The organism is Neobacillus drentensis NBRC 102427 (assembly GCF_001591445.1).
Classification (GTDB): domain Bacteria; phylum Bacillota; class Bacilli; order Bacillales; family Cytobacillaceae; genus Neobacillus; species Neobacillus drentensis.
Map to the genome: position 1 here is coordinate 1 of NZ_BCUX01000079.1, position 12,929 is coordinate 12,929.

The 12,929-nt window shown below is 39.0% G+C and carries 14 protein-coding genes; 1 reads left to right on the forward strand and 13 read right to left on the reverse strand.

The features are described 5' to 3' along the window. Positions 1–253: 253 nt before the first annotated feature. From BDR01S_RS22875 to metG, 3 genes are all read right to left on the reverse strand, one after another. Positions 254–1,435 carry a G5 and 3D domain-containing protein gene (locus tag BDR01S_RS22875; RefSeq protein WP_066249232.1) on the reverse strand — a complete coding sequence of 394 codons (1,182 nt, stop codon included), beginning with the start codon at positions 1,433–1,435 and terminating at the stop codon, positions 254–256. 235 nt (positions 1,436–1,670) lie between these two features. After that, the gene (locus BDR01S_RS22880) at positions 1,671–2,438 is read right to left on the reverse strand and encodes a TatD family hydrolase (protein WP_066249229.1); all 768 of its coding nucleotides are present in this window, start codon (positions 2,436–2,438) and stop codon (positions 1,671–1,673) included. Positions 2,439–2,624: 186 nt separating this feature from the next. Further along, a complete protein-coding gene (gene metG / locus BDR01S_RS22885) occupies positions 2,625–4,592 on the reverse strand; it encodes a methionine--tRNA ligase (RefSeq protein WP_066249226.1) in 1,968 nt (655 codons plus the stop codon). Between the two features lie 475 nt (positions 4,593–5,067). Here metG and abrB point away from each other — a divergent pair, with 475 nt between their 5' ends. Then, positions 5,068–5,358: a transition state genes transcriptional regulator AbrB gene (gene abrB, locus BDR01S_RS22890; RefSeq protein ID WP_174523464.1), complete on the forward strand. Its 291-nt coding sequence runs from the start codon at positions 5,068–5,070 to the stop codon at positions 5,356–5,358. Between the two features lie 43 nt (positions 5,359–5,401). Here the strand turns inward: abrB and rsmI are convergent, their stop codons facing one another. From rsmI to BDR01S_RS22940, 10 genes are all read right to left on the reverse strand, one after another. Then, positions 5,402–6,274: a 16S rRNA (cytidine(1402)-2'-O)-methyltransferase gene (rsmI, locus tag BDR01S_RS22895; RefSeq protein WP_066249220.1), complete on the reverse strand. Its 873-nt coding sequence runs from the start codon at positions 6,272–6,274 to the stop codon at positions 5,402–5,404. Next, positions 6,252–6,539, reverse strand: coding sequence for a GIY-YIG nuclease family protein (locus BDR01S_RS22900; RefSeq protein WP_066249217.1), 288 nt, complete (start codon positions 6,537–6,539; stop codon positions 6,252–6,254). The genes rsmI and BDR01S_RS22900 overlap by 23 nt, the downstream gene beginning before the upstream one ends. After that, positions 6,526–7,269: a tRNA1(Val) (adenine(37)-N6)-methyltransferase gene (locus tag BDR01S_RS22905; RefSeq protein WP_066249215.1), complete on the reverse strand. Its 744-nt coding sequence runs from the start codon at positions 7,267–7,269 to the stop codon at positions 6,526–6,528. Before BDR01S_RS22905 ends, BDR01S_RS22900 begins: the two co-directional genes overlap by 14 nt. A gap of 59 nt (positions 7,270–7,328) precedes the next feature. After that, positions 7,329–7,700, reverse strand: a complete 372-nt coding sequence (gene yabA, locus BDR01S_RS22910; RefSeq protein WP_066249213.1) for a DNA replication initiation control protein YabA — start codon at positions 7,698–7,700, stop codon at positions 7,329–7,331. A gap of 13 nt (positions 7,701–7,713) precedes the next feature. Continuing rightward, complete coding sequence (locus tag BDR01S_RS22915; protein WP_066249211.1) at positions 7,714–8,541, reverse strand: PSP1 domain-containing protein; 828 nt, start codon at positions 8,539–8,541, stop codon at positions 7,714–7,716. Further along, positions 8,534–9,541, reverse strand: coding sequence for a DNA polymerase III subunit delta' (gene holB, locus BDR01S_RS22920; RefSeq protein ID WP_066249208.1), 1,008 nt, complete (start codon positions 9,539–9,541; stop codon positions 8,534–8,536). The genes BDR01S_RS22915 and holB overlap by 8 nt, the downstream gene beginning before the upstream one ends. Before the next feature lie 46 nt (positions 9,542–9,587). Further along, the gene (gene darA / locus BDR01S_RS22925) at positions 9,588–9,917 is read right to left on the reverse strand and encodes a cyclic di-AMP receptor DarA (RefSeq protein WP_066249205.1); all 330 of its coding nucleotides are present in this window, start codon (positions 9,915–9,917) and stop codon (positions 9,588–9,590) included. Between the two features lie 140 nt (positions 9,918–10,057). Beyond that, positions 10,058–10,678, reverse strand: a complete 621-nt coding sequence (gene tmk, locus BDR01S_RS22930; protein ID WP_066249203.1) for a dTMP kinase — start codon at positions 10,676–10,678, stop codon at positions 10,058–10,060. A gap of 31 nt (positions 10,679–10,709) precedes the next feature. Further along, positions 10,710–12,149: an aminotransferase class I/II-fold pyridoxal phosphate-dependent enzyme gene (locus BDR01S_RS22935; RefSeq protein WP_066249200.1), complete on the reverse strand. Its 1,440-nt coding sequence runs from the start codon at positions 12,147–12,149 to the stop codon at positions 10,710–10,712. A 148-nt stretch (positions 12,150–12,297) separates the two neighbouring features. Beyond that, positions 12,298–12,516: a sigma factor G inhibitor Gin gene (locus BDR01S_RS22940; RefSeq protein ID WP_174523463.1), complete on the reverse strand. Its 219-nt coding sequence runs from the start codon at positions 12,514–12,516 to the stop codon at positions 12,298–12,300. Between the last annotated feature and the right edge of the window lie 413 nt (positions 12,517–12,929).

The following is a 12,929-nucleotide window of genomic DNA, read 5'->3' on the forward strand; positions in this document are numbered from 1 at the left end:
GCGAAGTCCACTAGCCGTTGGGCGCTGGAGCTAGACAGTAATCTAAGTTCAAACTTTTGAACTTATTACTTTTTTAAAAATTGTAAAAAATATGAAACATTTTTGTAATGTCCATCGTCTATATTATTGAACTCATTCATACAATAAAATAAGAAAAAGATGAAGCATGTTACCGATATGTATTCGATGTTAGTATAAAGAAATTTACGAAAAAAGCAAAATGCAGAGGATAGGACCCTCTGCAAAATGGTAACTAATTTAAAATTTTAATTTTAACCTTTTTACGTCCCCAGCGATAGCAATCTTGATTAGAAGGCATAAATAAATCAATGATATATCCTTTAATTGCCCCTCCTGTGTCAGCAGCTACAGCATAGCCATAACCTTCAACATACACCTTCGTCCCCAGCGGGATTACCCTCGGGTCAACGGCAATTACCTTCATGTTCGGGTTGGCACGGAGATTAAGTCCCGTTGCTGTTCTACCTGAACAGCCGTTACAATACGCTGTATAAGCCGTTGCAGTAACGTAAAACTCTTTTCCCGACTCGTCTGCACCCCGGGAAACTTGTAACGCTATATCCTTCGTTCCGACAGCCACAACTTTATCTTGCTTTTCTGCAATCTTCTGCTCACTTATTAATTTTCTAGAAACTTCTTTGCCATTTTCAAGCAGGACTTCATACTGTTTAGAAACTCGACCCTTTCTTCCATTGGTAAGCATCTTTTCTTTCCCTTTTTCTAAACGATCATCCTTTTTGGTTACTACAGCAAATTGAACAGGTTCTTCCACTACATCGGTGACTTTTTCTACTCGAATGACGTTAACAGCACCATCCTTTGGGATGGCTTCTGTTAATGATGGTTCAACTCGGTCTAATGTATTTAGCTTAATCCCCTGTTGTGATAAAAAGTCAGCGACCGTAGCCGAAGTGGACCAAACTTGTTGCTTTTTACCGCCATCAGCATATGTAAGATGAATTGCCTTTTTTAATCCAATTTCCATCTTATCTTTTATTGCTGCTTGCGGTCTAGGTGAGATTTGATCATGTTTGCTCAAAACAATGTTCTGCTCTTTTAGGAGTTCAGCAACTGTTCCTGCTGTCGTCCAGATCGTTTTTTTCTCGTTGTCCTTGACAATGTGAACCATGTTCGCTTGCTTCCAAACGACTTTCAGGTGGTCCTTCACCTTTGTACTCGCTTTCGGTTGCAAATAATCTTGTGAGCGGGTAGATACATCGATTTCATCTAATAATTCCTGGATGGTATCTGCATGTGTTTTTACGACCTCTTGCTGATCGTTAAGAGTAATGGCAACAGTTTTCTTTGACCCTTCATAATAAAGAATTCCAAGAGTTGTCAGCAAAACTACGAAACTAGCAAAAGCAATGGTCAATGTCTTCCGGCTCAAAGACTTGGAAAACAGGTTTTTCATGTGTTTGAATACGATGAAAAACGCCTCCTTTTCTTAGAGAGATTAATGAACCATGCTGTCGGCTGTTAATCTTTGCATACTGTTCGAAGGTATTTCTAATTATGCACAAAGTTCAAAAGATTGCAAAGAGAAACTTATCGACACGGTTATCCTATGTAGAAAAGGAGACATGTAGAACTTTTTGTTTTCATTAAATTAAAAGACAAGCTTCCGCCAACTTCGACAAATTACCCTATCATTTTATGGCGAATAATTTTTTAGCATTTCGTGTCGTTGCCTCTGCCACTTCTTCCATTGTCAACCCTTTTATTTCGGCAATTTGTTCAGCTACTAATTTTACATAACTAGGCTCATTTCTTTTCCCACGGTAAGGATGAGGCGCTAAATAGGGACAATCCGTTTCAATTAAAAGTTTGTCTAGTGGGACTTCTGCGGCTACTTCTTTTGGCTTTTTAGCATTTTTAAAGGTAACAGGTCCCCCTAGCGAAATATAGAAGTTCATCTTTACACATTCCTTCGCTACTTCAGGGCTGCCGCTAAAGCAGTGCATTATTCCACCCACTTCTTCTGCCCCTTCTTCCTTTAATATCTCCACTATGTCAGCGGTCGCTTCGCGGTTATGGATCACAATTGGCAAGTTAACCTTTTTAGCCAGCCTGATTTGCTTCCGAAAGACTTCTTTTTGAATATCCTTTGGGGATTTGTCCCAGTGATAATCCAAACCCATTTCACCGATCGCTACAACTTTTGGATGGGCAGCTAATTCCTCTATCCAACGTAAATCCTCCTCAGTCATATCGATGGCATCAACCGGATGCCAGCCCACACAAGCAAAGATAAACTCATAGTTTTCAGCCAATTCCATTGCCCTTTGAATCGTCTTCCGATCGAATCCGACAACAACCATATTCGTGACCCCTTCACTTTGAGCCCTGGTAATCACTTCTTCTAAATCTTCGTTATATTGGTCATCATTTAAATGTGCATGAGTATCAAATAGCATAGTTTTGCTCCTTCACCATTTTTTTCAAAAACAATTTTATTTTTCGCTAACATTTTTTAATAGTCTGTAGAAATGCCAGGATTCAACAAAAACCAAGTAATAAATAGAAATATCACGAAAAATGTTCCACGTGTAACATTGAAAAGCGCCTTAATGCAGGCGCTTTTCTTGTAAAGTTATTAAGCTTTATTTTACTTTGGAACCATTCGGTAACGCTTGATCGACAGTCGCAAGCGATAGTTGTCCATCTTTTGAACCTGCCAGGATCATTCCCTGTGAAAGTTCACCGCGAAGTTTCACTGGTTTCAGATTGGTTATACAAATCACCTTTCGACCCACTAATTCTTCCGGCTTATAATATTGAGCAATGCCCGAAACCACCTGACGCTTTTCATAGCCAAGATCAAGTTGCAGTTTAAGCAATTTATCTGCCTTTTTAATTGGCTCAGCATGAACCACTTCTGCTACACGTAAATCAATTTTCATAAAATCATCGATAGCAATCTCGTCGATTTCTTCCGGCTTTTCTTCTATCTTTCCTTCTTCCTTTACTTCAACAACTGAAGCAGAACCCTGCATTTTTGTCTTAATAAACTCTACTTCCTCAGCAATATCGAGCCGAGGGAAAATCGGAGCAGCCTTTTCAACCTTCGTTCCGCTTGGAATTTTGCCAAAGTCAGCAAGGCTTTCCCATACTGTAAGAGTTTCTTCGTGAATGCCTAACTGTGAAAAGATGGCATTTGGGGTACGTGTTAAGAATGGCTGCAGTAATATTGCAATTCTTCGCAACGATTCAGCGAGATGAACCATTACGCTTGCAAGCTCCCCATTATTCTCTTCATTCTTGGCCAATGCCCAAGGTTTGGTTTCATCAATATATTTATTGGTCCGACTGACTAATTGCCAAATAGACGTTAAGGCAACAGAGAACTCCATTTTTTCCATGGCTTCCTCATATTTATTTACTGTATCCAGATTCATCTGTAACAGCGATGCATCAAATTCACCAACAGACCCGGAATAATCAGGGATCACTCCGTTAAAGTATTTTTCGATCATGGCGACGGTACGATTTAAAAGATTTCCTAAATCATTAGCTAAGTCAAAGTTGATTCTTTCAACAAATCCTTCAGGCGTAAAAACACCATCTGCCCCAAACGGTACTTCCCTTAACAAATAATATCGAAGCGAATCGAGTCCGTACCGATCGATTAAAGTGACCGGATCAACGACATTTCCTTTCGATTTGGACATTTTTCCATCCTTCATCAACAACCAGCCATGGGCAAATACCTTTTTGGGTAGTGGCAGGTCTAAAGCCATTAGCATAATTGGCCAATAAATCGTATGGAAACGAACAATCTCCTTGCCAACAAGATGAACATCTGCTGGCCAATAATTTAAGTATTTAGCATCATTTTCAGTCCCAAACCCGAGTGCTGTGATATAGTTAGACAGTGCATCAATCCATACATAGATAACGTGTTTTGGATCTCCAGGCACCTTTACGCCCCAATCAAATGTTGTCCTTGATACAGCTAAATCCTCTAAGCCGGGTTTGATAAAGTTATTAATCATTTCATTTTTACGAGATTCAGGTTGGATGAAATCCGGATTTGCCTGGTAGTATTCCAATAAGCGGTCGACATACTTGCTCATCTTAAAAAAGTACGATTCCTCTTTCACTTTTTCAACCGGACGACCACAATCCGGACAATTCCCATCCACTAGCTGACGATCAGTAAAGAAGGATTCACACGGTGTACAATACCAGCCTTCATACTGATCGAGATAAATATCTCCTTGCTTAAGAAGTCTTGCAAAGATTTTTTCAACAACTTGTTTATGCCTTTCCTGTGTTGTACGAATAAAATCATCATAGGAAATATCAAGTTTATTCCATAACTCTTGAATCCCATCAACAATTCCATCGACATACTGCTGCGGAGTAATCCCTGCCTCTTCCGCCTTCCGCTGAATCTTCTGCCCATGCTCGTCCGTACCTGTTAAGTACATAACATCATAGCCGCGCATCCGCTTATAACGTGCCATTGCATCGCCTGCAACGGTTGTATAAGCATGCCCAATATGTAAATTACCGCTAGGATAGTAAATCGGTGTCGTTAGGTAAAAAGTCTTCAATTTTTTCTCCATCTAAATCCCTCCGCTGGTTTGCGAGTCCAAAGCTCTATTTATCCATTATTGCCTTTTTTTTCTCGCTTCTATCCTCAAAATATACCGAAAAACCAACTTTTGTGCAAGAAGGCACTCTTTCACGTGTTTCCACTATTTTTTAATTTTTTCCTATTACACCCATAATTGCCTTTCCTCCTCCGAAATATATATAGTTCATTGGTAATGGATTATGTAGAAATATGTCGAATTAGACCAGGTCATTCATTCGTTTTATTAAAAAAACAATAATATTTATGCCTGTTAAATATAGTAAATTTTCAGAAAAACATTGATATATCAACAATCATCATAATAGAAAAATTTATAAATGTTTTTCAAAATAAAGTAATTGACGAATTTGGGAATTTCTTGTATTATTAGGTTATGAAAATTTTGTCGAATAATGACGAATAAATAGAGAGAGAAAAAATAAGTGCAAATGTGAGAGGAGATAATAAAAATGAAATCTACTGGTATTGTTCGTAAAGTTGATGAGTTAGGCCGTGTAGTTATTCCAATCGAATTAAGACGTACTCTTGGTATCGCTGAGAAGGATGCTCTTGAAATTTACGTTGATGATGAGCGTATTATCTTAAAGAAATACAAGCCAAATATGACTTGCCAAGTAACTGGAGAAGTATCTGATGATAATTTAACTCTTGCTGGCGGTAAATTAATTCTTAGCCGTGAAGGTGCAGAACAGTTATTAAAAGAAATCCAAAACAACTTTGAATTAGTAAAATAATACAATGCTCCAGCACAATTTTTAGTGCTGGAGCATTTTTTATTTATTCAACATGGTAGGCCTGATATACGTCTCGTTTATTCATGTCACGGTCTTTTGCTGTAAGTTTGATTGCTTCCTTAGATGGGATATTCTTTTCCGAGATGTAGTGATTGACATGTTCCTCAAGTGTTAAAGTGTGCCACCAGCTTGGAGCTTCCTCCTGCTCTTGGTCTGTACCCTCAACAATCAAGCAAAACTCACCGCGGATTTCATCTTGATTGGTCCAAGCAATGACTTCTTCAATCGTTCCACGAATAAATTCCTCATATTTTTTTGTTAACTCCCGGCAAATAGCAATTTTCCGGTTACCGAGGACATCCAACATAATCGCTAATGTTTCCTTTAAACGATGTGGTGATTCATAAAAGATTAACGTTGCCGACTGCCACTTGATTTCTTCCAGCTCCGTTCGCTTCTCTTTCTTGTTCCGATTTAAGAATCCAAAGAAATAAAAGGGCTGGCATATTAAACCGGAGGCAATTAATGCGGTAAGGGCTGCATTTGCACCTGGTAATGGGACGACTGTCACCTTTTCTCGGATGGCTGCTGCTACCAGTTCATAACCGGGATCCGAAATCGCAGGCATGCCTGCATCACTTACCAGTGCTATCTTTAACCCTTCCTTTACTTTCTGAATCAATTTATCGCCGCTCGTTTCTTTATTATGCTCATGATAGCTTACCGCAGGTGTGTCAATTTCAAAGTAATTGCACAGCTTCTTTGTATTTCTTGTATCCTCTGCAGCAATTAAGTCTGCCTCTTTTAATAATCGAACTGCACGGAAACTCATATCCTCTAAATTACCAATGGGTGTGGGAATAAGATATAAAATTCCCTTCGTTGCTTCGTTTTCAAAGCTTTTTTGCTGCCACATACGTATCACCTAATTCTCTCATTAAAAATTCATCTTTTTTCTTTCTCGTTAAATGCTTGAAATTGTATTCTGCCCTAAGTGCATCTCCTTTCGTTTCAAAGCTTCTAGAGTATGTAAGTACCAATGGACCTCTGCCCCGTGTATATTTTGCCCCTTTTCCTTCATTATGAAGCTTAATCCGGCGCTCAAGATTATTTGTATATCCACCATATAAGCTGCCGTCCTTACAGGTTAGGACATAAAAATAGTGATTATGATTCTCCATATAAAATCTCACGAATCTCTGGTGTGTATTCATTGTTTTCATTATAGACAAATAACGGCGGTGCTATTTTCAAATCCGGACTGCCATCCTTAATGGCTTCAATTAACAGTGTGTTTGCTTCTTTGCCTTTCTTAGGATAAACAAATTGAATCCGTTTCGGTTCCAACCGGTATTGCCTCATCAGCGTAATAATATCCAACAGTCGTCCAGGGCGGTGCACAAATGCTACTTTACCGCCTTGTTTAGCCAATTGGCTTGACGCTTTAACCACATCCTCTAAGGTACAAAGGATTTCATGACGGGCAATCGCTAGATGTTCATTCGGATTTATTTCTTCCTTTGATGCGGTCGTAAAATACGGTGGATTGCATGTGACGACATCAAATTTTCCATGTCCCAGCTGTTTTGGAATATCTTTGATATCGCCGTGAATCATTTGCAGTTGTTGTTCCAGTCGATTATATTCAATGCTCCTTACTGCCATATCGTAAAGCCGTGTTTGTATTTCAACGCCGGTTATTTGTCCCTTCGTTCGCGCACTTAAAAATAAAGGAATCACACCGTTCCCGCTGCAAAGATCAATTAAGTTTCCCTTTTGAATAGGAACATAGACAAATCTTGCGAGTAACACGGCATCAAGCGAAAAGGCAAAAACAGATGGACTTTGAATAATCCGTAAGTTTTCTGCTAACAAATAATCCAATCGTTCATCTTCCTTTAAGTGGACCAAAGTATCACCTCTAACTGTATGTATGAAAATAGAGGCTGATTTTTGTCAGCCTCTTAAGGTTATTTCTTATTAAGAAATGAAAGACAGAATAAACAATCGCCTTCCTTACGTAAACTTCCAAAATGCAGGTTACAGATATGAAACCCTTCTTGATAAAGACGGGCGAGATTATCATAGCCTTCCCCAACATCAAATGGTTTTACACCGGGAGACTCGGACTGGACGGTCCCTTTTTTATTCTCTGTTATCTTTTTTTCCGCTTCAGTTGTTACATCTAAACGGCGTCTCAGATGTTCATTTTCAAGCTTCAAATAATGATTCTCTTCTAGTATTTCGGCTAAATGCTGCTTTAATTCCCCCAGCTGTTGGTAAAGATGGCCAATTTGTGTCTCCATATTACTTACTGATTCAAATATTTCTTTTTTATCCACGGCTTCCACCTCGTTAATCTGTGGATTGTATAGAAAAGGCACCTTCTTTATTGATTTCCTCCAAGGTATACTCCAGAACTCGATCCTGTTCCTTTAGTTCAACCTGCAGTACCCGCTCTAATATATTTAATCCTACTACTTTTCCTCTGCCTTGTGGAGTTTCAATAACTTCCCCTAAATCAGGCAGCAATGCTTTAGCAGTTTCATATTCATCATTTTCATATTTTAAACAACACATCAACCTGCCGCATAAACCGGATATTTTTGTAGGATTCAATGAGAGATTTTGATCCTTTGCCATTTTTATTGAAACTGGATCGAAATCCCCTAAAAAGGTGGAGCAGCATAACATTCGTCCACAGGGACCAATCCCGCCAAGCATCTTCGCTTCATCACGGACACCGATCTGACGTAGTTCAATTCTCGTCCGAAAAATAGCTGCTAAGTCCTTTACAAGCTCACGGAAATCAACTCTTCCATCCGCTGTAAAGTAGAAGATGACTTTATTGCGATCAAATGTATATTCAACATCGACTAGTTTCATATCTAGCTGATGCTCATTCACTTTTTCATTACAAACTTCATAAGCTTCTTTTGCAGCCTGCTTATTTTCTTCCACAATCATTTTATCCTTCGGGTCAGCAATTCTAACCACTTTTTTTAACGGAAGGACAACATCGTGTTCCTCAACCTGCTTACGAGCGATGACTGCTTTCCCATACTCCACTCCACGAACTGTTTCGACAATTACAAACTCATCTTTTTCTATGGAGAGGTCCCCTGGATCAAAATAATAGATTTTCCCCGCTTTTTTAAAGCGTACTCCTACAACATCATACAAATGAAGATCCCTCCTGCAATTTTAACACAAGCTGTTCCATCATCAGCTGAGGGTTCATATTCCTCTCAAGCCTTCTTTTTGCATCAAGAATAGCTGACATTTGATCCGATATGCGCCGTCCAGATGTTTGCAATGCAAATTGCTGCAGCCGTCCGTTTTCCTCTCGAAAAACAATTTGCTCCTGCCTATCTAATTGTATATATAGCAAATCCTTAAAAATAAGAAGTAAAAGTTCTAAACCACGGTGAATCTGTTCTTTTTCTTTAAAGTGTGGAAACCATTCTGTCTGAAGTGTTACCATAGCCTCTAATGGATTTTTTTTCAACACCTCATATAATTTTACCACTATTTTTTGGGCTTGTGCAAACCATTCATCGACATTTAATTTAAGAGCTTCATCTAAACTATTGGTCAATTGAGCAAGTAACGGAGCCTTATGCGCTTCTACGCCGTTTTCCACCAATTGTTTAATCATAACTTGTGGAGATAACGGATGAAATGTTAGTATTTGGCACCTTGATAAAATGGTTGGAAGAATTTTCTGCGATTGTTCAGTTAACAGAAAGGCAACGGTCCCGGGATTTGGCTCCTCTAGAAATTTCAGCAAACTATTAGATGCACTGACACTCATCTTATCAGCATGAACAAGTAAATATACTTTTTTCGAAGATTCTACTCCCTTTTTAGAAAACTCAACCTGTAAACTTCTGATTTGCTCAACCTTAATCGATAACCCGTCAGGCTCAATCATATGGACATCAGGATGGTTGCCGTGATTGATTCGACGGCAATTATTACACTCCTCACAGGGTTTATATTGATCAATGATGGACTCGCAGAATAGGGACTTTGTCAGTAACAGCGCAATTTCCCTCTTACCTGTCCCTCTAATTCCCTCCAAAAGGTACGCATGGGCCACTCGATTTTTCACTAAACTGTTTTTTAGCATGTTTAACACAGTTGGTTGAAGCTCTTCTAGTTGTTCCCATGATTTGACCAAGCTCATCACTCACTTACTTTATAAAATTTACCCTTAGACACGATGCTTAAAAATGCATGTATTGCTCAATTGGAAGGACAAATACTGTAGCCCCGCCAACTTCGACTTCCACGGGATATGGGACATACGAATCGGCATTCCCGCCCATTGGTGAAACAGGGGCAACTAACTGTTCCCTGGACCTGCAGTTTTCCTTAATAATCTGAAGGGCTCGGTCAATTCGAATATCCTCAGTACCAATCATAAAGGTGGTGTTGCCTGACTTCAGAAATCCACCTGTGCTGGCTAGTTTTGTTGCTCTAAAATTATTATCTACTAGTGCTTTTGATAAGCGATTGCTATCCTGATCCTGTACAACAGCTATGATTAGTTTCATCCGAACCACCCTCTCTTTTTTCCCAATTCTAGTTTTGCTATTATCTATATTATAACAGGTAACTGGGTTCCTTACATTCGTAATGGCTGGGGCAGGCTGATATTTCTTTTTTGAAAAAAAAAGCCTTACAGGGAAGGCTTCTACTGGGATAATTTTTCTTCTATTATCTTTAATGTTTCATGAAAAACCTCTTCCACTGTACCAGAGGCATCAACACAACGAATTCTATCTGGAAAACGCTTGATTAATAGCTGGTATCCTTCACTAACCTTTTGATGAAATTCAAGATTTTCTAAATCTAATCGATTGATCTCTCTGCCTTTATTTTTGTTAATCCGCATTAAGCCCAACTCTGGCTCGATCTCAAAATAGATGGTTAATTCCGGCATCAAGTTCTCAATCGCAAATTGATTGATTGCAAACACTTCTTCAATCCCTAACCCGCGTGCATAGCCTTGATAGGCCAATGAACTATCAACAAACCGGTCGCATAAGACTATTTTCCCCTCATCCAAGGCCGGCCTCACCTTTTCAACTAAATGCTGTCTTCTTGCCGCAGCATAGAGCAGTGCTTCTGTTCGAGGGTCCATGGCGATATTTTCCTTATTTAATATAACGGCTCGAATTTGCTCCGCGATATCAATCCCACCGGGTTCACGCGTTAACAGTACATTTCCAAACTGCTTAGCAACCATATCAATGATTGTTGATTTACCGGCACCATCCGGGCCCTCAAATGTTATAAATATTCCTCTAGTCATCTACAAAAACCTCCAAAACTGTATCTATCACTCATGGTGTCAAAAAAGTCTTTATCCTGCCATCCTTTAATAAGGAGCCTCCTTGAAATCTTGCTCCTGAACTTAGGAGCCTGCTAAGTTGACTGAGCTTATCTTTTGTTATCCGCTCTCCCTTTATTAACAATGGGATACCCGGGGGATAAGGAATAATAGTTTCAGCACATACCTCACCAAGTGCAGCTGTTATCTCTATTTCTTTTACCGTTAAATTGACCATGTCTTTAAATGGGATCGCTAACGTTGATATGTTTTGACTAGCAAGCTCTGGTATCTCCTCGGAGTCCTTTAATGGTAAACCAGCCAGTGCCTGTTTAATTTTCAGGATGGCCTCTTTTACTGGAAAGCTTTGTCCTTCTTTTAATAAAGGAAAAATAAATAGAACATTATATGGGTCTGCTAATTCTGTATAAATAGAAACCTCTTCTAATCTTCTTTGGAGGTCAAAACCATTTAATCCAGTACGGGATTGAAGAGTAATTTTCAGCGGATCTCCGTTCACGTTTGGATACTCTAACACCTTGATTGCCGGGATGTCCGCCAGCTCCTGTTTAAAGCGTTGGATTTCATTTAGTAGAAAGCTCAAATCGATTGAAGTATAGGTAGCTAAATAATTTCGTGCCAGGTCCAGTGATGCCATGATCGGATAGGAGGGGCTGCTTGATTGGAACATGGCTAAGTATTCCCTTATCTTATTATGATTAATTCGTGAGCTATTCACATGTAAAAACGATCCCATCGTCATCGCGGGGAGCGTCTTATGCGCTGATTGAACCGCCATATCTGCACCCAATTGAAGGGCTGTGGGCGGGAAAGGAGCTCCCAGGATGAAATGCGGTCCGTGGGCTTCATCTACTAAAACAGGGATATCATACAGATGTGCTTCTTTGATTATTTCTTGTAATTGACATCCCATGCCATAGTAGTTCGGATACGTCAGAATGAGTGCCTTGGCATCGGGATATAGGTTCATAGCTTCTTTGACCGTTTCTATTCGAAGACCCGCTGGAACTTTCCACTCCCGGTTAAATTCCGGCTCGAGAAACACGGGATCGGCTTTTGCTAAGCTTAAACCATTTAAAACAGATTTATGGCAATTTCGTTGGACAAGAACTTTTGAACCTTCAACACAGGCAGCCATAATCATGGCCAGATTCCCTACGGTCGAGCCATTGACAAGAAAATAACTCTTTTTGGTTTGATAGAGGCTGGCTAATAATGCTTCAGCCTCAAATATCGCCCCTTCCGGCGAATGCAGATCGTCTAAACCTGATAACTCCGTCGCATCTATTTGTAAAATTTGTTTAAAATACCGATTTGCTTGATGCTGATTTATTTGACCATATTTATGCCCGGGGACATGAAAAGAAATAGGATTTTTTTTTACATGGTCGACTAAAACATCATACAAGGGTGTTTTTAATTGGTTGCTCATTTGTTTACTTCCTTATAAAGAGTTTCATCGATTTTGCCGCTCTAATGGCCTGCGGGTAATCCCGCAATTTTGGTAGGTCACTTCATTCTAACAAAAAATAACTATACATTCTCATTTGATTGCAAAAAAAATAAGCCCTTAAGGACTTTTATGAAAAAATTTCAGGTGTAGTTATTTTTTTCAGTTGTTTGAGAAAATATTTATATTTCGGATCCTTTGTATCTGTTTGTATTAAATCATTTTCGCATTCCATACAAATAAATGAAGTATATAGATGTATGCCTTTTGGTTTTTGATTTTCACAAATAACGCACGTTTCCTCATGATAATCTTGTGCTAAAAATGAGCTCAATCCCTCCACCTCCATACATCCATTCTGCCCTAATGTGTTTATTTGTATACAATTTTTCGAATAATCTTTTCGTTGTTATCTTAATTAATATATTATGTAACAGTTGGCAATTGGGTGTATGTCTATTCGTAAATTCTTTACAAACACTTCGTACTTTTTTACTGTTGTTATTGTTTTTTGAATTGGATAACAAAAAGACAACCTTTTTAGATAACGGGTTCCGTTTCCTGTCGCAAAACATGAAAATGCAATCGAAAATGTAGCTCAATTTGTACTGCATTTTGTACCTGCTTTTGGTAAAAGGGCGGACCAAGTTGAGGGAATCAGCAAGTTTTGATAATTAAGCGGAGAAATTTCTCTTATTTATGAAATATCGCTAAAAATTGCTTAAATAGACGGAGGAATTCCGCTTATTGACCCAAAAAACC

What these genes read in the sequence shown, in the direction of transcription:
- BDR01S_RS22940 (WP_174523463.1), bottom strand. Translation starts at nt 12,516, where the DNA reads ATGGAGGTGGAGGGATTGAGCTCATTTTTAGCACAAGATTATCATGAG.
- BDR01S_RS22875 (WP_066249232.1), bottom strand. Translation starts at nt 1,435, where the DNA reads ATGAAAAACCTGTTTTCCAAGTCTTTGAGCCGGAAGACATTGACCATT.
- BDR01S_RS22880 (WP_066249229.1), bottom strand. Translation starts at nt 2,438, where the DNA reads ATGCTATTTGATACTCATGCACATTTAAATGATGACCAATATAACGAA.
- BDR01S_RS22935 (WP_066249200.1), bottom strand. Translation starts at nt 12,149, where the DNA reads ATGAGCAACCAATTAAAAACACCCTTGTATGATGTTTTAGTCGACCAT.
- tmk (WP_066249203.1), bottom strand. Translation starts at nt 10,678, where the DNA reads ATGACTAGAGGAATATTTATAACATTTGAGGGCCCGGATGGTGCCGGT.
- BDR01S_RS22900 (WP_066249217.1), bottom strand. Translation starts at nt 6,539, where the DNA reads ATGGAGAATCATAATCACTATTTTTATGTCCTAACCTGTAAGGACGGC.
- darA (WP_066249205.1), bottom strand. Translation starts at nt 9,917, where the DNA reads ATGAAACTAATCATAGCTGTTGTACAGGATCAGGATAGCAATCGCTTA.
- metG (WP_066249226.1), bottom strand. Translation starts at nt 4,592, where the DNA reads ATGGAGAAAAAATTGAAGACTTTTTACCTAACGACACCGATTTACTAT.
- rsmI (WP_066249220.1), bottom strand. Translation starts at nt 6,274, where the DNA reads ATGTGGCAGCAAAAAAGCTTTGAAAACGAAGCAACGAAGGGAATTTTA.